Consider the following 20,610-nt stretch of genomic DNA (forward strand, 5'->3'; position numbering starts at 1 on the left):
CCAGATCCAGATGGTTCGAGATCGGCGAGAATCCGCAGGCCGTGGCCATGATGCCGGCCTGAACCGGGGAAGCGAAACGATCGACCCATGGCGATGGAAGCCGACCAGGTTTTGGCGCATCCTGCCCTTGGCACCTGCATCCGCAGGCAGGCAGAGGCGCTGATGCAGCTCCATCAGGCCAGCCCCCGCTTGGCGTCGCCCTTCGCGACGCAGCAGCGCTGGCTGATGTCGCAGGCCGCGCTGGCGCAACATTTCCGCAACGAAGCCGCGGCGGCCGGCAGCGGCCTGTTGGCACAGCGGGTCGTCGACATCGCCCTGCGTCACGGCCTCGCCAGCCGCAACACCGCGGCAGCCTTCATCAGCGAGATACTCAAATACGACATCGTCCGCCACATCGCAGGCAGCGCGGGCAAACGGGCGCGGCCGTTCGAGCCGTCGCCAAGAAGTCAGGGGCGATCACGATGACGGGCAATTGCAGCAATCCAACCAGCAGATGTCGGGCCCTCGTGGCCGACGCCTCAGCGGTGGTGCTGCTCGCGGGCGTCGCGCTCGCGGCGCTGGCCGGGACGGCAGCGGCGCAGGACGCGACATGGGGGCTCAATCCCGCTACGGGCGATTTCAACACCGGCGGCAACTGGACTCCGGCGACCGTGCCGACCGGCACCGCATCCTTTGGAGTGTCCAACACTATCAACCTGACATTCTCGGCCCCGACCACCACGATCGGCAGATGGACTTTCGATGCGGGAGCATCGAACTACACGTTTACCAACAATGCGCAAACGCTTGAATTCGTCGGCGCTGGCATCGTCGTCAACGGCGGTGGGCTCAGCATCGCGAACAACGGGACGCTGCAATTCCTCAACAGCAGCAGCGCCGGCAGCGCCGGGATCACGAACGACAGTGTGCTGGAGTTCCGCGACAACAGCAGCGCCGGCGGCGCCACGATCACGAACAATTATTTCGGGCACTTCTTCGACAGCAGCAGTGCCGGCAGCAGCGCGATCACGAACAACGGTGTTCTGTTGTTCTCCGGCAGCAGCAGCGCCGGCAGCGCCACGATCACAAACCCTATTAGCGCTATCCTGCAGTTCTACCAAACCAGCAGGGCAGGCACGGCGACGATCACGAACGGCGGTCTCCTGGAGTTCCGCGGCGCCAGCAGCGCCGACGGCGCCACGATCACGAACAACAACCTGCTGGAGTTCTTCGACAACAGCAGCGCCGGCAGCGCTGCGATCAGGAACAATTTCGGCGTGCGGTTCCGCGACACCAGCAGCGCCGGCAGCGCCGCGATCACGAACAACAGCACGCTGGAATTCCTCAACACCAGCACCGCCGGCGGCGCTACGATCACGAACGGCAATACCCTTCGGTTCCGCGGCGCCAGCAGCGCCGACGGCGCCACCATCACGAACAACAACCTGCTGGAGTTCCTCGACACCAGCACCGCCGGCGGCGCCGTGATTACGAACAGTTCGAATCTTCAGTTCTTCAACACCGCCAGCGCTGGCAACGCCACGATCGTAAACAACGACTTCGTGGGATTCAACGACGCCAGCAGCGCCGGCAGCGCCGCGATCACGAACAATTCCGGCCTGCGGTTCCGCGACACCAGCAGCGCCGGCAGCGCCGCGATCACGAACAATGCCAATCTCCTGTTCTTCAACAACGCCAGCGCCGGCAGCGCCACCATAACGAACTTCAACACCGTGCGGTTCGGCGACACCAGCAGCGCCGGCAGCGCCACGATCGCGAACGACGGAAGTCTGCAGTTTCAGCTCAGCGGCACCGCCGGCAGCGCCGCGATCACGAACAACGGTTTTGTGGACTTTCTTGGCGGCAGCACCGCTCTCTCCGCCACGATCACAAACTTCAACACCGTGCGGTTCGGCGACACCAGCAGCGCCGGCAGCGCCACGATCACGAACACTGGTGCCGGTTCCCTGGAATTCTACGATACGAGCAGCGCCGGCAACGCCACCATCACGACGAATGCGAACGGCTCGACGACGTTCCTCAATGCCACCACCGGCGGCACGGCGCGGTTCATCCTGGAAGGCAACGGCGAACTCGACGTTTCCGGTCGCGTGGGCGGCGTCAGCATCGGCGCGCTGGAGGGAACCGGCGGGCTCGTGCGCATCGGCGGCGAGACGCTCACGGTCGGCACACGCAACACCAACGGCAGCTTCGGCGGCGTCATCCGCGACGACGGGCTTGCCGGCGGCTTGACCAAGGTCGGCACGGGCACGCTGACGCTGACGGGGACGAGCACCTATACCGGCCCGACGCAGGTCGACGGGGGCCGGCTCATCGTCGACGGCTCGCTCGCCTCGCCGGTGACGATCGGCGCGAACGGCACCTTCGGCGGCTCGGGCACGATCCCGCAACTCACAGTCAACGGCACCGTCTCGCCGGGCAATTCGCCGGGCACGCTGACCGTCAACGGCAACGTCGTCTTCGGGCCGGGCGGCGTCTACGTCGCCGAGATCGAGGGTGCGCAGGCCGACCGCATCAACGCCACCGGCACGGCGCAACTGGCCGGCACGCTGCGCCTCGTGCCGCTGGGCGGGACGTATCTGTTCAACACGCCCTACACGCTGCTTCGCGCGCAGGGCGGACGCACTGGCACGTTCGGCATTGTGCAGACGCAAGGCTCGTTCGGCGCCGGCATCACGTCGCAGGTCGCCTATATCGGCGCCGACGTGAACCTGACGCTCGCGCCGGCTCCGCTCGCGCCGATCGTCGGGATCGGCAGCCCGCGCAACCCGGCCGCCGTGGCTGCCGGCTTCGACGCCGCGCTCGCGGCGGGCGCGAACTTCGACGCCTTCTTCCCGCTCTATAATCAGTCGGCGGCGAACCTGCCCGGGACGCTCAACACCTTCTCGGGCGAAGTGCATACGTCGGCCGCCGCCATGGGCTTCGACGTATCGGGGCGCTTCCTTTCGACCATGCTCGACCCGTTCGCGCTCGGTCGGCGCGGGCAAGCGGGGAGCGCGATGGGCGCGCCCTCCTTCTACGCCGCCGAGCAATACGCGAAGGCGCCCGGTCCGCTTGACCGTATCGGCCGCACCTCGCTCGACGTCGCCGCTCCCGATCCGCTCTATTCCGTCTGGGGCAGCGTCTTCGGCGCGACCGGCCATGTCGATGGCAGCACGGGCGTCGGCTCGGCCAGGCGCGACAGCGACCATGCCGGCGTCGCCGTCGGCGCCGACTGGCGCTTCGATCCCAATGCCGCCATCGGCTTCGCGGTCTCGGGCGCCAAGGCCAATGCCTCGCTCGCCAGTGGCCGGGGCTCGGCCGAGGCCGACGCCTTCCAGGCCGGCCTCTACGGCATGGCGCGCGCCGGCGCATTCTCCTTCGGGGCCTCGGCCGCCTATAGCTGGCTCGACGTCGAGGCGCGCCGCACCGTGCCGGTGCTGGGCTTCCAGCCGCTTTCGGCCAAGTATGGCGCCCACGGCTTCGGCGTGCGCGCCGAGGCCGCCTGGGAGGCGCTGCGGTTTGGCGGCATGACGCTCTCGCCGACCACCGCGATCCAGGCGCAGTCGATCCGCACCGACGCCTTCCGCGAGACCCCCGCCCCCGGCGCCGCCGCGGGCGTCGCCGCGCTCGCCGTGAACGGACGCACGTCGAATGCGGTGCGCACCGAGTTGGGCCTGCGGCTCGACGCCGACTTCCGCGCCGGCGCGACCTATCTGACCGCGTTCGGCAGCGTCGCCTGGGCGCATTATCTCGAGCGCGACATGACGATGTCGGCCTCGATCGCGGCGCTGCCGGCTGCGAGTTTCGTCGTGGAGGGCGCGCGCCGCGACCGTGACGCGGCGCTCGTCGGCCTCGGCCTCGACATTCGCCTGACGCCCGCCGTCAGCATCACGGCGCGGGCCGACGGCGCCTTCTCCGCCAACTCCGACGAGATCGGCGGCTCGGCGGCCCTGCGCGTCCGGTTCTGACCACCAGGACAATCGCTTGAATGTCATGAGTTTGGCTGAGCGATTGCGTTGAAGAGGTATTCATCGTCCCAACCGAGCGTTTTGCGGCGGGTCTTGATGCTGGCTTTGTCGTTGATTTGTGTCCGTCATCAGCGCCCTTGAGACAGTTTAGGGGTTTTTGAGAAGGGAGGATTTCTGGATCATCGCAGCCCTTATGGAGCGCAGATGAGACAGAAATCGGGTCCGGACAAAGCGCCGGCAGAGCAGGTCGTAAACGACATCCGCAGAGCGACGCGGCGACAGTTCTCGGCCGAAGAGAAGATCCGCATCGTGCTGGAGGGCGTGCGCGGCGCGCAGAGCATCGCCGAGCTGTGCCGGCGCGAGGGGATCGCCCCGTCGATGTATTACGGCTGGTCGAGGCCTCGCATCTGCCGACGCGGCGCACACTGGACAAGCTCGGCATTCCCCGCGCCACGTTCTACCGCTGGTATGATCGCTATNGCAGCCAGATCGCGTCTGGAACCGGATCCCCGACACAATCCGGGCCGCGATCGCCGCCTGGCTCGACGGCAAGGGCATGCAGCACGTTCGCGGCGCGCCCTACCATCGCCAGACGCAGGGCAAGATCGAGCGTTGGCACCAGACCCTCAAGAACCGCATCCTGCTCGAAAACGACTACCTGCCCGGCGATCTCGAACGGCAGGGCGCCGCCTTNCGTCGAGCGCTACAACCATGCCCGATCTCACGAAAGCCTCGGCAATCTCACGCCCGCAGACGTCTACTTCGGCCGCGGGCAGACCATTCCCGAGTCGTTGAGCGGCGCTGATGCATCGCCACTTCGTGGCAAGGGCCCGACAATATGTGCCTGAGCGAAACGACTCAATTCACACCGCGACCAGCCGCAGAAAAGGTCGGTACAAAGGCTGGTTCATAGGTTTCGGCTGCACGAGCGAGCAGCTTTGCCCGCAGGTCAGCAAGAATCGCGGAATAGGCGGGGTCACAGGCCCGGTTCGCTTCCTCCAGGGGGTCGAGTGCCAGGTCGGCCAGGAAAGGATCTTCTTTCTCTGGCAAGACCGGAGCGCCGTCCTGCCGGACCGTCATGTCGAGGCGATAGCGCGCGGTCCTGATGCAGGAGCGGCGCGGCCAGCCGCTGCCGTCCGCCCAGCGGCCGACGACCTGATTGGGCAGGGCGTAGCTATCGCGCGTGCCGTAGCCCACAGTGCTGAAGATTACTTCCGGCGGGGGATCGCGGAAAAGGTCTCGTCCCTGGAAGCTCTCCGCGGGTTGAACGCCGGTAAGGCCGCAGAGCGTCCTGGCGAGATCGAGGGATTCGCACAGATCCGCACGCGCCTGTGGTTGCAGCTGGCCGCGCCAGGCGATGAGGCGCGGGATGCGATGGACCTCCGGGAAGAAGGTGTGCTTCTGCAGTCGGCCGCGCTCGGCCAGCGAGACGCCGTGGTCCGCCTCGAGCACGATGATCGTCCGCTCAGTGAGGCCGCTCGCCTCCAGCGCATCGAGGATCACTCCGACCTGGTCGTCGAGCCATCTGACCAGGCCGTAATAGTCGGAGCGTATGCGGGCGAGATCGTCGGGCGAGAGCGCGGCCGCCTGCATGACATCGACGAAACTCTGTTCGAAGGCGCTTTCAGGAGGCCCTCCATCGATGCTGCGCGGCCAGTCGAGGTCGCGGTAGAGCGTGTCATAGGGCGCAGGCGGCATGACCGGGCTGTGCGGCTGAAGATAGCTGACGCGGGCGAGGAAGGGCTGTTCGGCCGCCGCCTCGCTGCGCAACCAGGTTGCCGCCGCCCGCGTGAGCTTGTTGCCGGGGAACTCGACGGGGCCGGGAAAGGTCCCGCCGATCGCAGCTTTCAAGGTCGGCGTCAGGATCTGCCCGCCGTCATCCTCCACGCCGTCGAAAAAGCCACCGAGATCAGCTCCGACATGGTCGTCGCTTTGCCAGGGCCGCAACGCCACCGGGAGATGGGTCTTGCCGAAGTTCAGAGTGCGATAGCCGTTCCGGGCGAAATGCTCGGGAAAGGTGATCAGGTCGCGGTCGTAGGGGTAGCTCGCCCAGGAGCCTTCATTGCCGTAGACGCCCGTGACCTCGGGCGGGTTCGCGGTCATCTCGCTGGTGCGCGACGGCACGCAGATCGGCGAATTGCAGAAGCAGTTGTCGAAGCGCACGCCTGCCGACGCGATCCGGTCGATCTGCGGCGTCGTGATCGCCGGATGCGGCGTGCCGTAGCAGGAGAGGGCGTCGGTCCTGAATTCATCGCCCATGATCCAGAGAATGTTCGGACGTGTGGTCATGCCCGTTTCTCCCCGGTCGGCCGCCCTGCAGAGGCGTTCGCGGTCAGCGACGCCCGCAGCCGCGCGGCGATGTCTGGATAGCGCGCGCTCAGATCGGTCGCCTCCGCGGGATCGGCCTCCGGCTCGACCAGGCGCCAGCTCTGGTCAGGCTGGGCCGCGAAGGCGGCGGCTTCCATCGCCTTGCGCGGCAGGCGCGGGTCGAAGCCGGCGACATATTTGAAGCGCCCGTCATAGACGGCTCTCCAGTTGCCGAGGCCGGCATGGACGACATCGCGATGGCTGCGGGCGGGATCCGCAAGCTGGTGCGCCAGGCTACGGCTATCGTTGCCCGGCAAGGGTTGCGCCTTGGCCATCTCGACGAAGGTGGCGTGCAGATCGAGCAGTGTCGTTGGAGCGGCGATCGTCGCGCCTTGCGCGACGGCAGGGCCGGCGATCACCAGCGGCACATGCAGCGAGGCCTGATGCGGGATGAATTTCTCCCAGTAGCCGCAATCGCCGAGCATCTCGCCATGGTCGGAGGTGAAGACGATGACGGTATCCTGCATCTGGCCGAGCGCCTCGATCCGCGCCAGCAAGCGACCGAAGATCGCATCGATGTTCTCGATCATCGCCGCATAATTGCGCCGGATCGCGCGATGGGCTTCCGGCGTCATGTCGGCGACGGGTGCGACCGGCGCGGGCGGGTCGAGACCGGCGGCGCCGGCCGCCATGGTGGCGGTCACGTCCATCGGCTCGTGCGGGCCGGTGAGGTTGACCTGGAGGAACCAGGGCTTGCCGCACTTTGCGCCCTCCTCGATCAGGGATAGCGCGCAGGCGCCGATCCAATTGTCGCAATAGGCCTCGTCCGGCAGGCCCGTGGCAGCGGTGTTGCGGTAATTGGCGCCGGCGCCAGGGAAATCGAGCGCATCGGCTCCGAGGGCAGGCGATCTGCGGGCCGCGAAATCCGACCAATGCGTCTCGGCCAGGCCGCACCGCTTGAGATGGGCGAAATAGGGCTCGGGGTGGCCATCGCGATGGGCGAAGATCGCGGCATGCTTGCCGGCGCTGTCGAGCCCGCCGGTGAAGCCCAGGCGTTGCAGTCGCGACGGGCCATGCAGCGCATGCTGCCCGTCCTCGCCCCAGTCGGGCTCGCCCTTGAGCAGGTCGAGCTTGCCGCAGGTCATGACGTTATAGCCGGCGTCGCGCAGCTGCCGATAGAGGTTCGGTGCATCGGGTGAGGCGCTGTAGCCGTTGTTGCGTACGCCGGCGCGGTCATATTCGTAGCCCGACGCCAGGCAGGCCCGCGACGGGCCGCAGATCGGTGACGGGCAGATCGCGCGCAGGAAGCGAACGCCGCGGGCCGCGAGCCGATCGAGCGCCGGCGTGCGCACGCGGCCTGCGTTGTGCGGACCAGCCCAGTCGCCACGCAACTGGTCCGGCATGAACAGCAGGATGTTGGGTTGGCGCATCCGGCTTCCTCGCATCATTTGATCAAATATAGCAGTGAAGAGGTCATATCTCTTGACATCCTGCGAGGCAATATGGCGTCTTCGTCGAATTGATGATCAAATCAGAGTTTCGACATGCCATCCTCGAAGCAGATCGCAGCCCGGAACGCCGCCGCGGTCGCCGAACGCTTTTCGATGAAGGGGCGGCGCGCCCTGGTGACCGGCGGCAGCGTCAGTCTCGGCCGCGAGATCGCGATCGCCTTTGCCGATGCCGGCGCCGATGTCGCCATCCATTTCTCGCGCGCGGCCGATACGGCCTTCGGCCTGCCGGACGCGTCTGAAACCACCGTCGCGGATATCAAGGCGCGCGGCGGCCGGGGGCTCGCGATCGAGGCGGATTTTTCGGTGCCGGGCGAAGCGCGGCGCTGCGTGCGGGAGGCGATCGCCGGGCTGGGCGGGCTCGACGTGCTCGTCGTCTGCGCCTCCGTGCAGAAGCGCACCGCCTTCACCGCCTTGCCGGACGACGAGATCGACTGGCAGCTCCGGATCAACTACCTCGCGACGATCGAGCTGCTCCAGGAAGCCATGCCCGGCATGAAGCAGCGGCAATGGGGACGGGTGCTGACGATCGGCTCGATCAACCAGACGCGGCCGGAGCCGGACCTTGCGATCTATGCCTCGCTGAAGAGCGCCCAGCACAACCTCGCCATCAACCTCGCGGCCGACTACGCCCCTTTTGGCGTCACCGTGAACAATCTGTCGCCGGGCCTGATCGCCACCGAGCGCAACCGGTGGCGCCGGCAGGATGCCTGGCAATGGCAGCGCATCCAGCAGAGTTCGGCGCCGATGCGGCGGGCCGGCGAGGTCGGTGAGATGGCAGGGGCAGCGCTGCTCCTGTGCTCGGAGGCCGGGAGCTTCATCACCGGAGCCGACCTGCAGGCGACGGGCGGCCGCCATCTTGGTTGGTGACGCCCCGCCGCGACAGCGACCCGGCTAGCCTGCGAAGAGCGGCTCGACCAGGCCGGCCACGCCGACATCGAGAGCCAGTAGCGCACCCGCCAGCGGCTCTGCCGCCAACGCTTCGGCGCTCAGTTTCTGGCGTGCCGTCGTCACGTAGAGCGTCCGCAGGTCGGGACCACCGAAGGCGCAGGAGGTCGGCTGGCTGACCGGCAACTCGATCAGCCGGTCGAGTCGGCCGTCCGGCGCGAAGCGGGCGAGGCAGCCGCCCTGATAGCGCGCGTTCCAGAGATAGCCGTCCGCATCGACCGTCGCTCCGTCGGGCCGGCCCGGCGCGGCGTCGGCGGCGGCGAAGAGGCGCCATGGGCCGACCTCACCGGTCGCGGGGTCATAGTCGGCCTGTTCGATCGCTCCCTGCCGCGTATCAGTGAAATAGAGGGTGCGACCGTCCGGGGCGAAGGCGATGGCATTGGCGACAATGACCGCCGACCTGATCTGCGAGACGGCGCCTGTCGCGTCGACACGGTAGAGGCCGCCGGTCGTCCGCAGGCCGAAATCCCACATGCTGCCGCAGAAGATGCGGCCGGCCGGGTCGCATTTGGCGTCGTTCAGCCGGTTCTCCGGCGGACCGGGCTCGACCGAGGCCAGCGGCGTCAACTCCGCCGTTTCCGGGTCGAAGCCGTAGAGGCCGTGCCTGACGGCGACGACCACGCCACCGCGCCGGCGGCCCACGACCGCCCCGATCAAATCCGGCATCGGCCAGGTCTTCAGCGCCCCCGTCGCCGGATCGAGCCGATGCAGGGCAGGCGCTCGCAGATCGATCCAGCACAGGCACTGCTCGCGCGCCAGCCAACTCGGCGACTCGCCGAGAACATCGCCGCTGTTGGCCGCAACAATCATTTTGGACGGTTTCATGCCGGCTGCTCTAGCCCGGCCGCCAACTGGGCGGCGGTCATCCGGGCCAGCAGGTCGTGCTTGGCCTTCTCGATATGCGCGCCCATCAGCAGCAGGGCCGAAGTCGAATCGCCGCGCTCGATCGCCTGGATCAGATGCTGATGATCGTTGATCACGCCGTGGAAGCGGGTCTCGTCATAGAAGCGGCCATCGTCATAGCCGTAGCGCTGCCAGAGCGCGGCAGCGAGCAGCCAGTGCTTGTCGACCAGCGACATCGCGCCCGGATTGCCGGCGGCGTCGTTGATCACCTCGTGGAAGCGCTGGTTCACCGGTCGCACCGCCTCGAAATCGCCATTGCGGACATGGGCCTCGAGCTCCTCCTGAGCGGCGCGCAAGGCGGCGACATGCCCGGCATTGCGCCGTTCCGACGCGCGCCGGGCCAGCATGGTCTCGACGGCGCTGCGGATGTCGAACAGGTCCTCGACGAAGCCGATATCGATCGGGCGCACGCGGGCGCCGCGGTTCGGCTCGATGATCACCAGGCCCTCGCCACTGAGCTGGCGCAAGGTCTCGCGGATCGGCATGTGGCTGACGCCGTAGCGGCTGGCCAGTTCGTCGATGCGAAGCCGGGAGCCGAAGGGAAGCGCGCCGGAGACGATGTCGTCGCGCAAGAGCTGCTGGACGTCGGGAACTCTCGCCATGGCCTGCCTGAACCCGGATTTGACCAAATCTCGCTCGCATAGCCGACAAGCCTTGTCAATTTCGGGCTTGCCAAGGATAGATTTGATCAAATAGACCTATTGCGTTCCAAAGCCGACGCGGGTCGGCCCAATGCCTTGTCGGGGGCGGATTTGCGTGATGTCGCCGGATCTTTGCGGGTGAGACCGTTCCACGGCTATCTGCGCGCCGATGGGCGCGTGGGCGTGCGCAATCATGTGCTGATCCTCGGTATCAACGGCCTCGCCTTGCGGGCGAGCGAACGGATCGCGCGCAACCTGCCGGGCTCGCTGCTGGTCGCGACCTCGGCCGGCCGCGGCCAGGTGGAGCCTGATCTTAGCCTGCATCTTGATCAACTCGTCGGCCTCGGCCGCAATCCCAATGTCGGGGCCGTGCTGGTCGTCGGCGTCGATCAGGCCGCGTCGGACCTCGTCGCGGCCCGGATCGCCGGCGCCGGCAAGCATGTCGCCAGCGTCAGCTTTGCGGAGTGCGGCGAAGACGCGCTCACCGTCAGCGATCTCGGCCTGCGCCGCGCCACGGAACTCAGCCGCATCGCCTCGCGGGCGCGTCGCACTCTGGCCGAGCCGGCAGGACTCGTCGTCGCCGTCGAATGCGGCCATTCCGACGCGACCTCCGGGCTCGCCAGCAACCCTGTCGTCGGGGCAGCGGTGGACCGGCTCGTCGCAGCGGGCGCCAGCGTCGTCGTCGGCGAGACGGTCGAATGGCTCGGAGCGGAGCATCTGCTCGCGCGCCGCGCGGTCAATGCCGATGTTGCCGCCCGGATCCGCGAGGCGGTGACCCGCCGCGAGGCCATCGCGATCGCTTCCGGGCGCAGCCTGACCGGCAACAACCCGGGCGAGGAGAACATCAAGGGAGGCCTCTCAACCATCGAGGAGAAATCGCTGGGCGCCATCGTCAAATCGGGCACCGGCCCGATCGCGGGTGTGCTCGGCGTCGCGGAAGCGCCGCCTGGGCCCGGCCTCTATCTGATGGACGGCCCGTCCTTCTCGCCGGATTCGATGACCGGCTTTGCGGCGGCGGGCGCCATGATCATGCTGTTCACCACCGGCCCGGGCAACAGCTTCGCCAGCGCGATCGCACCGACGATCAAGGTCTCGGCGCACCCGGAAACCGTGACGCGGCTGCCGACGCAGATCGACTTCGACGCGAGCCTGGTTCTCGCCGGAGGCGAAACGGTGGCCTCCGGCAGCGAACGTCTCGTCGAGGCGATCCTCGACGTCGCCGACGGAACCCTGACCCTGGGCGAGATCGTCGGCGAGGGGCTGGAAGTGCCGACGCGCATCCGGGGGTCGCTGTGATCCGAGCCGGCGCGCCCTGGGAGCTCATCCGCTGGTTCGGCGGAATGCTGATCTATTGCCGGACCATGGCGGTGTTCCTGCTCGCCTGGTACCTCGCTGCCGAAGCCGTGCCGAACAAGCTGCTGCTGCCTTCGCCGCTCGCGGTCGCCCAGGCGCTGCGCGAGAGCTGGCTCGATGGCGAGCTGACCGCCAATGCCGGCATCAGCCTGCTGCGCCTTCTGGTCAGCGTCGCGGCGGCTGCTGTTCTCGCCATCCCGATCGGCCTCGCCATGGGGCGCAGCCGGATGATCAGCGACCTGCTCGAATGGCCGGTGGAGCTGCTGCGGCCGATCGCCGGCATCGCCTGGATTCCGCTGGCGCTGTTCATTTTCGGCATTGGGCAGCGCCTGCCGATCTTCATCATGTTCTACACGGCGTTCTTCCCACTGCTGCTCGGCACGGCGGCGGGAGCGCAATCCGTCGACCGTCGCCTGATCGCAGCGGCGCGCACCATGGGCCTCTCGCGCGGCACGATCATGCGTCGGGTGGTCGTGCCGGCCGCGCTCCCATCCGTTTTGGTGTCGCTGCGCCTGGCGGTGGCGGCGTCATGGACGGCCGTGGTCGCGGCCGAGCTGGTCGGTGCACCGAGCGGCCTCGGCTACGCCATCGAATATTACCGGAGCATGCTGGCGACGCCCACCGTGATGGCCTTCATCGTGGTCATCGGATTGCTGGGCTTCCTGACTGACCGCGCTTTGCGCTGGCTCGGCGACGCGCTCGCTCCCTGGGCCCGGACGGAGGGCCGGCAATGAACCGTTTGGCGCTGAAGCTCGCCCTGCCGATCCTGCTGCTGCTCGCCTGGGAGCTCATTGCAAGCGGCTCGCCGCGTGCGCCCCGTCCGAGCACCGTACTGCAGGCGGCCGTCGCGATGATCGCGAGCGGCGACCTGCCGACGGGGCTGGCGACCAGTCTGCTGCGCGTCTTTCTCGGCTTCGCGACGGCTTCCTGCCTTGCGGTCCCTCTCGGCATCGTCATGGGCAGCGTCGCCGTGGTCGAGCGCAATCTCGACCCTCTGGTCGAAAGCTTCCGGCCGATCGCGGCCATCGCGCTGCTGCCGCTGATCATCCTCTGGCTCGGCACCGGCACGCAGGCGGCGGTGGCGATCGTCGCCTATGCGGCCTTCTTCCCGATCCTGATCAACACGATCGCAGGGGTGAAGCGCATCGAGCCTAGTCTGATGCGGGCGGCCTACACGATGGGCGTGGGCACGCTGACGCGCATGCGCGTCGTGCTGCTGCCGGCGGCGCTGCCCGCCATCCTCGTCGGCATGCGCATCGGCCTGGGCGTCGCCTGGACCGCGATCATCGCCGCCGAACTCGCGGTCGGCGCCAAGGCGGGCGGCCAGGGCGGCATCGGCCAGATGATGTTCGTGTTCTACGCCTACAGCGTCGAGCTCAACGGCATCGTCGTCTGCATGGTCGCGGTCGGGATCGTCGCCCTGCTGCTCGATCGCGCGCTACGCTTCGCCCTCGCCCGCGCCGTGCCATGGAGCACCCCATGACAGACGCCGAGATGACAGACGCCAAAATGACGGACGCAAAGATCCGCCTCTCCGGCATCGGGAAATCGTTCGGGGCGCCGGCCGCGCCGGTCGTCGCCGTCCAGGACCTCTCGCTCGACATCCGGCCTGGCGAGTTCCTGACCATCGTCGGCCCGTCCGGTTGCGGCAAGACCACCGTGCTCAACATGCTGGCCGGGCTCGAGACCCCGACCACGGGCACGATGACGCTGGACGGCCGGCCGATCCGCGGGCCCGGCGCCGAGCGTGGCGTGATGTTCCAGGACTACGCCCTGTTCCCGTGGAAGACGGTGCGCGGCAATATCGGCTTCGGCCTCGTTCACGGCCCGGCGGGCGCAGGCCTCTCGGCGGCGGAGCGCGAGGAGCGCGTCCGGCGGGTGATCGAGCTCGTCGGGCTGACGGGCTCCGAGGAGAAGTACCCGCATCAGCTCTCGGGCGGCATGCGCCAGCGCGTCGCGCTCGCGCGGCTGATGGCCAACGAGCCGCAGATCCTGCTGATGGACGAGCCGCTGGCGGCGCTCGATGCCCAGACCCGGATCATCCTGCAGGACGAATTGTTGCGGATCTGGGGGCAGGACAAGCCCGCCGCCGAGCGCCGTACCGTCGTCTACATCACCCATTCCATCGACGAGGCGGTCTTCCTGGCCGACAGGGTGGTCGTGCTCTCGAGCCATCCCGGCCGCCTCAAGCGGATCGTCGAGATCGACCTGCCGCGGCCCCGCGACGACGCCACCCGCCTCAGCAAGGCTTTCGCCGATCTCTGCCAGTCGATCTGGCAGTCGATCCGCGAGGAGGCCTACCGCGCCACGATGACCTGAAAAAACAAGAGGGAGGAATGCCATGAAGACCAGAAATCTGATGCCTACCCGCCGCCAGCTTGTCGTCGGCGCCGCAAGCGTCATCGCCATGCCGGGAATCGTCCGCGCTCAAGCGCGCAAGAGCGCAAAGGTCTCGGTCGGCCGCCAGCCCTATGCCGCCGGCAACTCGCCGGTCACCCAGCGCATGATCGGCGAGAAGATGCTGGAGAAGGCAGCCGCCGATCTCGGCTACGACCTGACCGTCGACTGGCGCGACTATCCGAGTGCCCTGCCGATGGTCGAGGCCTTCATCTCCGGCAATCTCGACATCGGCATGTGGGGAAATACGCCGATCGTGCGGCTCCTGGCGCAGGGGCAGCCGATCAACCTGCTCTCCGTCGGCGAAGGCCATATGCGCTTCGTGCTGGCGGTGCGGAAGGATTCGCCGATCAAGTCGATCGCCGACCTCAGGGGCAAGACGGTGGGGGCGCTGGTCGGCGGCGATCCCTACAACGCCCTGTCGCAGATGCTGCTCTGCGAGCTCGGCAATGCCGATCCGCGCTCGTTCGACATCAAGGTCGTGAACACGCCGACGCAGGCGCAGGCCGCCTCGATCCCCGACGGCATGGATGCCTCCATCGTGATCTATCCGGCCTTCCTCAAGGCCCAGGCCGAAATCGGCATCGTCGGTGTCATGAACTCCTTCGGCTACAGCGAAGCCGGCTATGACGGCCCGGCCGGCAAGGGTGCGGGCCATCTCCTGCCGGGGGCGAAGAAGTCGAAATTCTTCCCTGACGGCTACTATCTGCACCGCTCCTTCTGGATCTGCAGCGACCGCATCGTCGGCGCCGATGCCGGAATCGGCGAGGCCTTCCTCGTCGCCAGCCAGCGCGCCGTCGCCGAGCTGGTCAAGGAGAAGCCCGGCGACGTCGCGACCTCGGTCCAGAAATACTGGGGCCTGCCGCCCGAACTCGGCGCCAAGGCGGTCGAGGACGAGGTGCTGTTCCAGCGCGGCTGGACCTGGCCGACGGAGGGCGATGCGTCGGCGATCACGCAGATCTCGCAGTTCATGGTCGAGGGCAAGCTGATCCCGAAGCCGCTCGAATGGGACAAGGTCAAATCGGCCTTCGCCAAGGCCAGCCCGCTGCTCAAGAAGGCCTATGACGCGACCGGCAAGGTCCCGGCCGAAGGCGGCTTCACCGACCAGAAGGCCAAGGACCTGCGCGGCCTGCCGGCCTGGCAGGCCGACCAGTGGAAGGCGCCGGCCTGAGGGCTTGCCCGACAGAGCGCCCCGCCAGCGGGCGGGGCGCCGGTTTCGATCCAGAATGAAGGATAATCATCATGACAGCGGTCGGCTTCATCGGTCTCGGCACCATGGGCGCGCCAATGGCCCGAAACCTCGTGAAGGCGGGCCATGCCTTGACGGTCTACGACCTCAATGAGGGCGCCGTGGCGAAGCTGGTCGCGGCCGGCGCCACCGCCGCCGCCTCGCCCGCCGCGGTGGCTAGCGCATCCGAGGTCGTCATCACCATGCTTCCCGACGCGCCGGACGTGGAGAAGGCCGTACTCGGCCAAGGCGGCATCGCCGAGGGCCTGAGGCGCGGCAGCCTCTACATCGACATGAGCACGATCGACCCGCAGACGACGCAGGCGATCGGCGCCGCGCTGAGGGAGAAGGGCGTCGAGATGCTCGACAGCCCGGTCGGCAAGACGGTGGAGCACGCCATCGCCGGCACCTCGACGCTGATGATCGGCGGCGAGACGAACGTGCTGGAGCGGGCCCGGCCGGTGCTCTCGGCGATGGGCCAGGACCTGATCCATTGCGGCGGCCTCGGCATGGGCCAGGCGATGAAGCTGACCAACAACCTGCTCGCCAGCGTGCTGATCACCGCGAGCTCCGAAGCGCTGGTCTGCGGCGCCAAGGCGGGCCTCAGCCTGGAGACGATGATCAGCGTCCTGAAGACGACGATGGCGTGGAACCAGCAACTCGCCGTCGCCATGCACAACCGCGCGCTGAAGGGCGATTTCGAGCCCGGCTTCATGGTCAAGCTCGCGCACAAGGATTGTCGCCTCGCGCTGGCGATGAACCGCTCGCTCGGCATCGAGACGCCGGTCGGCGCAGCGACACTCGCAGCGCTGCAGGAGGCGATCGAGGCCGGCCTCGCCAGCAAGGATGTCGGCGCGGTGCTCAAGCTGCGCGAGGATCCTGCCGGGGTGCAGGTCAGGCTTCCCGCATGACGGAAGCTGCCGCCATCGTCCTGCACGCGGCCGACGATGTCGCCGTGCTGGTCGCCGCCGTGGCGGCGGGCGATGACGTGGCGATCCGCGGCGCGCGCGAGGGGCTGAGGCTCGTCGCCGGCGCCGCGCTAACGAGCGGCCACAAGCTGGCGCTGCGCGATCTCGCCGCCGGCCACTACGTCCGCAAATACGGCGAGGTGATCGGCCGGCTGACGGCGCCGGTCGCGGCCGGCGACCATGTCCATGTCCACAACCTCAAGAGCCTGCGTGGCCACACCGGCTGAAGATCGGCGCGTCACGCAGGGGAAGACAACAGGAAGGGGAGAGACGCATGCTCAAGACCATCCTCGCCGCAACCTCGGGCCTCGTGCTCGCCATGATCGCAGGCTCGGCCTCGGCCCAGAGCTGGCCGGACCGGCAAATCCGCATGATCATCCCGTTCCCGCCGGGCGGGCAGCAGGAGGTCGCATCCCGCATCCTGGTCGAGAAGCTCTCGGCCGAGCTCGGCCAACCCATCATCATCGACTCGCGTCCGGGCGCCGACGGCAATGTCGGAACGGAAGCCGTCGCGAAGAGTGCGCCCGACGGCAACACGTGGCTCGGCTCGAGCGTGCCTTTCACGACCCAGGTCGCGCTGCACCCGAAGAGCCTGCGCTATAGCCCGACCAAGGATTTCGTACCCGTCGCCACCTTCGGCACCACCACCTTCATGTTCACCGTGCCGGCGGAGCTGCCGGTCAAGGACCTCAAGGAGTTCATCGCCTACATCAAGGCGCAGAAGGGCAAGGCCTCCTATGCCGGCTCGGGTCGCGGCTCGGTCGTCCATCTGGCGACCGAGAAGTTCAAGCAGAGCGCCGGGCTCGAGATGGAGATGATCCCCTATGCCGGGCAGCCGCCGGCGATCTCCGACCTGCTGGCGGGGCGCGTCCAGTTCATGGCGCTGGGCTCGGTCTTCGCGGCTCCGCTGGTCAAGGCCGGCAAGCTGAAGGCGCTGGCCGTGATGGACACCAGGCGCAATGCCGAGCTGCCCGACGTGCCGACCGTCGTCGAGGCCGGCTATCCCGATCTCGCGCTGAAGAGCTTCTTCGGCATCCATGTTCCGAAGGGTACGCCCGAGGCGGTCATCCAGCGCATCAACGCGGCGGTCAACAAGGCGATCGTCATGCCGGATGTCGCCGAGCGCTTCGCCAAGAGCAATGTCGATGCGGCGGAGCCGAACACGCCCCAGCAATACGGCGCCCTGATCGAGCAGCAGATCGCGCTCTGGGCCGGTATCGTCAAAGCCGCCGGCATCGAGACCGACTAGCGCGCTTTCCGTTCGACCGGAACGGTCGACCGACAGGAATTCGCGCAGAACAAAGAACTTCAGCGGCGGAAGACGTCATGCGGGCCGATCTCAAGGACATCGCGGCAGGTTTGCTGCTGATTGCGGCTGCGCTCTTCTTCGGTCTGATCGGCTTCGCGCAACTGCCGCTGGGGACGAGCTTCCGCATGGGACCTGGCTATTTCCCGGCCCTGTTGTCGGGGCTGCTAGGCGTGATGGGGCTGGTCATCGCCGGCCGCGCGATCGGCGCAAGCGCGGCGGTCTTCGTGGGACGGGTTCCCTGGCGCGGCATCGTCCTCACCAGCGGCGCCACGGTCGGCTTTGCGCTGCTCGTGCCGCGCTATGGTCTGGTGCCGGCGCTCGTCGTCGCGGTTCTGCTCTCCGCCTTCGCCAGCCAGCGCATGACGTTGATGCTGGCGCTCGGCCTCACGGCCGGGCTGACCGCGTTCTGCGTCCTGCTGTTCCGCTACGGGCTGGGCGTGCCGATACCGCTCCTGGGAGCGTCGTGATGGATCTGCTCGGCCATCTCCTGCTCGGCCTTCAGGTGGCGATCTCGCCGAACAACCTGCTCTTCTGCTTCATCGGCGCTCTGCTCGGCACGCTCGTCGGCGTCCTGCCCGGCATCGGCCCGGCCGCGACCGTCGCACTGCTCCTGCCGATCACCTTCACCATGGCGCCCGAGACCTCGCTGATCATGCTGGCGGGGATCTACTACGGCGCGCAGTATGGCGGTTCGACCACCGCGATCCTGATCAACCTGCCAGGCGAAGCGAGCTCGGCAGTGACCGCGATCGACGGCTACCAGATGGCGCGCCAGGGACGGGCCGGCGCGGCGCTGGGCATCGCCGCCATCGGCTCCTTCATCGCCGGCAGCGTCGCGACGCTGGTGATCGCCTGGTTCGCCGAGCCGATGACGACGGTGGCGCTCAAATTCGGGCCGGCGGAGTATTTCTCCCTCATCCTGCTCGGCCTTGTCGCCTCCATCGCGCTGGCGCACGGTTCCGTGCTCAAGGCACTGGCGATGATCGTGTTCGGCATGCTGCTCGGGCTCGTCGGCACAGATGTGAACTCTGGCCAGTTGCGCTACACCTTCGGTGTCGGGGAACTGGCCGACGGGCTCGGAATCGTCGCGATCGCCGTCGGCGTCTTCGGCGTCGCCGAGATCTTCAGGAACCTGGAAGACGAGCAGGAACGCGAGATCGGTGTGAAGACGGTCTCGGGGCTGATGCCATCGGCCGCGGATCTCAGGGCTTCGGCCGCGCCGATCGCCCGCGGCACCGTGATCGGGAGCGTGCTGGGCGTGCTGCCGGGCGGTGGTGCGCTGCTCGCCTCCTTCGCCTCCTATGCGGTCGAGAAGAAGCTCGCGAAGGATCCATCGCGCTTCGGCAAGGGTGCGATCGAGGGTGTCGCTGGCCCTGAAAGCGCCAATAATGCCGGCGCCCAGACATCGTTCATCCCGATGCTGACGCTGGGGCTGCCCGCCAATGCCGTGATGGCGCTGATGGTCGGAGCGATGACGATCCAGGGCATCGCCCCGGGCCCGAGCGTCATCACCGACAAGCCCGAGCTGTTCTGGGGGCTGATCGTCTCGATGTGGCTAGGCAACCTGATGCTGGTGCTGCTCAACCTTCCGCTGATCGGGATATGGGTGCGGCTGCTCAGCGTCCCGTATTACATCCTGTTCCCCGGGATCATCGCCTTCTCGGCGATCGGCGTCTATTCGGTCGCCTCGAACGTGTTCGACCTCTACACGCTCGCGGCCTTCGGCCTGGTCGGCTATCTCTTCGTCAAGCTCGGCTTCGAGCTGACGCCGCTCCTGCTCGGCTTCGTGCTCGGGCCGATGATGGAAACCTATCTGCGCCGGGCGATGGTGCTGTCGCGCGGCGACCCCGCTTATCTCATCACGCAGCCTCTCAGCGCGGCCCTGCTGGCCGCGACCGCCGGTCTGCTCTGCCTGCTGCTGTTGCCGTCGGTCACACGCAAGCGCAGTGAGGTCTTCATTGAAGAGGACTGAACCGAACCCGGGCTGCGGCTGCGGCGGGTCTCTCGGGCGCGGCGATGTCGCAGACCGGGCTCCGCACCCGATCCCCGCGGGCGGGGCCGGCGACATCTCGACGATCGTCGCCATTCCCGGCGGACGCGCCGAGGTCGGCACCGATGCGCCGGTCTTCGAAAGCGATGGCGAGGGGCCGCGCCGCTTCGTCACGACAGCGCCGTTCCGGCTCGACGAGGCGGCGGTGACCAATCTGCGCTTCCAGCGCTTCGTCGAAGCCACCGGCTATGTCTCCGAGGCGGAGCGCTATGGCTGGTCCTTCGTGTTCTCGGGACATCTGCCTGAAGGCAACCATGACAGCGTGCGCGTGACCGGCGCGGAATGGTGGCGCAAGGTCGAGGGCGCCTGCTGGCGCGCGCCCGAGGGACCGGGATCGCATCTCGCCGAGCGAATGGACCATCCCGTCGTCCATGCCTCGCACCGCGACGCTCTCGCCTTCGCCGCCTGGGCCGGGGGGCGGCTGCCGTCCGAAACCGAATGGGAGCACGCCGCGCGCGGCGGATTGGCCGGCACGATGTTTCCCTGGGGCGACCGAGAGCCCGACGACGTCGATTTCCTGCCCTGCAACATCTGGCAGGGCTCCTTTCCGGCGCGCGATACCGGCGCGGACGGGTATCGCGGCACCGCGCCGGCACGCGCCTTCACGCCGAACGGCTACCGCCTGTTCCAGATGTGCGGCAATGTCTGGGAGTGGAGCGCGGATGCATTTCGTGTCCGCTCGCTCAAGCGGGCCGCGCGCGCCTTGAACATGAGCGCTGTCCGCGAAGGCCGGCATCTGCTCAAGGGCGGCTCGTTTCTCTGCCACCGGTCCTATTGTTTCCGCTACCGCATCGCGGCCCGCATCGGGAATACATCTGATTCCAGCACGAGCCATACCGGATTTCGTATCGCCTACGACATCAAGGGGGCTGCGCCCTGAACGCGGTGCTCGTCCGCGCTCGCCTTTTCATGTCCCGGTACGGTTCACGAGCTGCAGAACATTCCACGGCGCTTGAAATGCGCCGCTGGCTGTCGTCGGCACGCTGCCGGGAAGCGGATATTCGCGGCGCCGAAGCCGCGCTGACCCAGGCCGGGCGCTCTACATGCA

General features: G+C 67.7%; 18 protein-coding genes and 2 pseudogenes. 16 read left to right on the forward strand and 4 right to left on the reverse strand.

The window, feature by feature from the left end:
• Positions 1 to 87: 87 nt before the first annotated feature.
• The 4 genes and pseudogenes from ASE66_RS20525 to ASE66_RS33335 all read left to right on the forward strand — a co-directional run.
• Complete coding sequence (locus ASE66_RS20525) at positions 88 to 465, forward strand: hypothetical protein (RefSeq protein WP_057191553.1); 378 nt, start codon at positions 88 to 90, stop codon at positions 463 to 465.
• Positions 466 to 506: 41 nt separating this feature from the next.
• A complete protein-coding gene (locus ASE66_RS20530; RefSeq protein WP_057191554.1) occupies positions 507 to 3,950 on the forward strand; it encodes an autotransporter domain-containing protein in 3,444 nt (1,147 codons plus the stop codon).
• A 204-nt stretch (positions 3,951 to 4,154) separates the two neighbouring features.
• A pseudogene (locus ASE66_RS33330) lies at positions 4,155 to 4,429 on the forward strand (transposase); the annotation flags it as partial.
• 1 nt (position 4,430) lies between these two features.
• Positions 4,431 to 4,643, forward strand: a pseudogene (locus ASE66_RS33335) (hypothetical protein); the annotation flags it as partial.
• A gap of 165 nt (positions 4,644 to 4,808) precedes the next feature.
• Here the strand turns inward: ASE66_RS33335 and ASE66_RS20535 are convergent.
• Both ASE66_RS20535 and ASE66_RS20540 read right to left on the reverse strand, forming a co-directional pair.
• Positions 4,809 to 6,239 carry a sulfatase gene (locus tag ASE66_RS20535; RefSeq protein ID WP_057191555.1) on the reverse strand — a complete coding sequence of 477 codons (1,431 nt, stop codon included), beginning with the start codon at positions 6,237 to 6,239 and terminating at the stop codon, positions 4,809 to 4,811.
• Positions 6,236 to 7,687, reverse strand: a complete 1,452-nt coding sequence (locus ASE66_RS20540; protein ID WP_057191556.1) for a sulfatase — start codon at positions 7,685 to 7,687, stop codon at positions 6,236 to 6,238. Before ASE66_RS20540 ends, ASE66_RS20535 begins: the two co-directional genes overlap by 4 nt.
• 114 nt (positions 7,688 to 7,801) lie before the next feature.
• Between ASE66_RS20540 and ASE66_RS20545 the strand changes: the two genes are divergently transcribed.
• On the forward strand, positions 7,802 to 8,635 hold the full coding sequence (locus ASE66_RS20545) for an SDR family NAD(P)-dependent oxidoreductase (RefSeq protein ID WP_057191557.1): 834 nt from the start codon (positions 7,802 to 7,804) through the stop codon (positions 8,633 to 8,635).
• Positions 8,636 to 8,659: 24 nt separating this feature from the next.
• Here the strand turns inward: ASE66_RS20545 and ASE66_RS20550 are convergent, their stop codons facing one another.
• Both ASE66_RS20550 and ASE66_RS20555 read right to left on the reverse strand, forming a co-directional pair.
• The gene (locus ASE66_RS20550; protein ID WP_082613603.1) at positions 8,660 to 9,538 is read right to left on the reverse strand and encodes an SMP-30/gluconolactonase/LRE family protein; all 879 of its coding nucleotides are present in this window, start codon (positions 9,536 to 9,538) and stop codon (positions 8,660 to 8,662) included.
• Entirely contained in the window at positions 9,535 to 10,218 is a 684-nt protein-coding gene (locus tag ASE66_RS20555) for a GntR family transcriptional regulator (protein WP_057191559.1), read from the reverse strand. Before ASE66_RS20555 ends, ASE66_RS20550 begins: the two co-directional genes overlap by 4 nt.
• A 177-nt stretch (positions 10,219 to 10,395) precedes the next feature.
• Here ASE66_RS20555 and ASE66_RS20560 point away from each other — a divergent pair, with 177 nt between their 5' ends.
• The 11 genes from ASE66_RS20560 (at position 10,396) to ASE66_RS20610 (ending at position 20,442) form a co-directional block, all read left to right on the forward strand.
• Positions 10,396 to 11,553, forward strand: coding sequence for a UxaA family hydrolase (locus tag ASE66_RS20560; protein WP_057191560.1), 1,158 nt, complete (start codon positions 10,396 to 10,398; stop codon positions 11,551 to 11,553).
• Positions 11,550 to 12,344, forward strand: a complete 795-nt coding sequence (locus ASE66_RS20565) for an ABC transporter permease (RefSeq protein WP_057191561.1) — start codon at positions 11,550 to 11,552, stop codon at positions 12,342 to 12,344. Before ASE66_RS20560 ends, ASE66_RS20565 begins: the two co-directional genes overlap by 4 nt.
• Positions 12,341 to 13,093 carry an ABC transporter permease gene (locus ASE66_RS20570; protein WP_057191562.1) on the forward strand — a complete coding sequence of 251 codons (753 nt, stop codon included), beginning with the start codon at positions 12,341 to 12,343 and terminating at the stop codon, positions 13,091 to 13,093. The genes ASE66_RS20565 and ASE66_RS20570 overlap by 4 nt, the downstream gene beginning before the upstream one ends.
• Positions 13,094 to 13,119: 26 nt before the next feature.
• On the forward strand, positions 13,120 to 13,929 hold the full coding sequence (locus tag ASE66_RS20575) for an ABC transporter ATP-binding protein (protein ID WP_082613650.1): 810 nt from the start codon (positions 13,120 to 13,122) through the stop codon (positions 13,927 to 13,929).
• 22 nt (positions 13,930 to 13,951) lie between these two features.
• A complete protein-coding gene (locus ASE66_RS20580) occupies positions 13,952 to 15,178 on the forward strand; it encodes an ABC transporter substrate-binding protein (protein ID WP_057191563.1) in 1,227 nt (408 codons plus the stop codon).
• Between the two features lie 71 nt (positions 15,179 to 15,249).
• A complete protein-coding gene (locus ASE66_RS20585; RefSeq protein WP_057191564.1) occupies positions 15,250 to 16,146 on the forward strand; it encodes an NAD(P)-dependent oxidoreductase in 897 nt (298 codons plus the stop codon).
• Entirely contained in the window at positions 16,143 to 16,430 is a 288-nt protein-coding gene (locus ASE66_RS20590; protein ID WP_057191565.1) for an SAF domain-containing protein, read from the forward strand. The genes ASE66_RS20585 and ASE66_RS20590 overlap by 4 nt, the downstream gene beginning before the upstream one ends.
• 47 nt (positions 16,431 to 16,477) lie before the next feature.
• Positions 16,478 to 17,452, forward strand: a complete 975-nt coding sequence (locus tag ASE66_RS20595) for a Bug family tripartite tricarboxylate transporter substrate binding protein (protein WP_057191566.1) — start codon at positions 16,478 to 16,480, stop codon at positions 17,450 to 17,452.
• Between the two features lie 77 nt (positions 17,453 to 17,529).
• Positions 17,530 to 17,979 (forward strand): tripartite tricarboxylate transporter TctB family protein, encoded by a 450-nt coding sequence (locus ASE66_RS20600; RefSeq protein ID WP_057191567.1) that lies wholly within the window; start codon positions 17,530 to 17,532, stop codon positions 17,977 to 17,979.
• Complete coding sequence (locus ASE66_RS20605; protein ID WP_057191568.1) at positions 17,979 to 19,484, forward strand: tripartite tricarboxylate transporter permease; 1,506 nt, start codon at positions 17,979 to 17,981, stop codon at positions 19,482 to 19,484. The genes ASE66_RS20600 and ASE66_RS20605 overlap by 1 nt, the downstream gene beginning before the upstream one ends.
• Positions 19,471 to 20,442 carry a formylglycine-generating enzyme family protein gene (locus ASE66_RS20610; protein ID WP_244495000.1) on the forward strand — a complete coding sequence of 324 codons (972 nt, stop codon included), beginning with the start codon at positions 19,471 to 19,473 and terminating at the stop codon, positions 20,440 to 20,442. Before ASE66_RS20605 ends, ASE66_RS20610 begins: the two co-directional genes overlap by 14 nt.
• Positions 20,443 to 20,610: the final 168 nt, after the last annotated feature.

It is taken from the genome of Allobosea sp. Root483D1, assembly GCF_001429505.1.
In the GTDB taxonomy this organism is placed as follows: domain Bacteria; phylum Pseudomonadota; class Alphaproteobacteria; order Rhizobiales; family Beijerinckiaceae; genus Allobosea.

Excerpts from the sequence above, each read along its gene's own strand:
- ASE66_RS20585 (WP_057191564.1), top strand. The coding sequence starts at position 15,250 with ATGACAGCGGTCGGCTTCATCGGTCTCGGCACCATGGGCGCGCCAATG.
- ASE66_RS20595 (WP_057191566.1), top strand. The coding sequence starts at position 16,478 with ATGCTCAAGACCATCCTCGCCGCAACCTCGGGCCTCGTGCTCGCCATG.
- ASE66_RS20550 (WP_082613603.1), bottom strand. The coding sequence starts at position 9,538 with ATGAAACCGTCCAAAATGATTGTTGCGGCCAACAGCGGCGATGTTCTC.
- ASE66_RS20525 (WP_057191553.1), top strand. The coding sequence starts at position 88 with ATGGCGATGGAAGCCGACCAGGTTTTGGCGCATCCTGCCCTTGGCACC.
- ASE66_RS20600 (WP_057191567.1), top strand. The coding sequence starts at position 17,530 with ATGCGGGCCGATCTCAAGGACATCGCGGCAGGTTTGCTGCTGATTGCG.
- ASE66_RS20575 (WP_082613650.1), top strand. The coding sequence starts at position 13,120 with ATGACGGACGCAAAGATCCGCCTCTCCGGCATCGGGAAATCGTTCGGG.
- ASE66_RS20540 (WP_057191556.1), bottom strand. The coding sequence starts at position 7,687 with ATGCGCCAACCCAACATCCTGCTGTTCATGCCGGACCAGTTGCGTGGC.
- ASE66_RS20580 (WP_057191563.1), top strand. The coding sequence starts at position 13,952 with ATGAAGACCAGAAATCTGATGCCTACCCGCCGCCAGCTTGTCGTCGGC.
- ASE66_RS20545 (WP_057191557.1), top strand. The coding sequence starts at position 7,802 with ATGCCATCCTCGAAGCAGATCGCAGCCCGGAACGCCGCCGCGGTCGCC.
- ASE66_RS20555 (WP_057191559.1), bottom strand. The coding sequence starts at position 10,218 with ATGGCGAGAGTTCCCGACGTCCAGCAGCTCTTGCGCGACGACATCGTC.
- ASE66_RS20590 (WP_057191565.1), top strand. The coding sequence starts at position 16,143 with ATGACGGAAGCTGCCGCCATCGTCCTGCACGCGGCCGACGATGTCGCC.
- ASE66_RS20605 (WP_057191568.1), top strand. The coding sequence starts at position 17,979 with ATGGATCTGCTCGGCCATCTCCTGCTCGGCCTTCAGGTGGCGATCTCG.
- ASE66_RS20570 (WP_057191562.1), top strand. The coding sequence starts at position 12,341 with ATGAACCGTTTGGCGCTGAAGCTCGCCCTGCCGATCCTGCTGCTGCTC.
- ASE66_RS20535 (WP_057191555.1), bottom strand. The coding sequence starts at position 6,239 with ATGACCACACGTCCGAACATTCTCTGGATCATGGGCGATGAATTCAGG.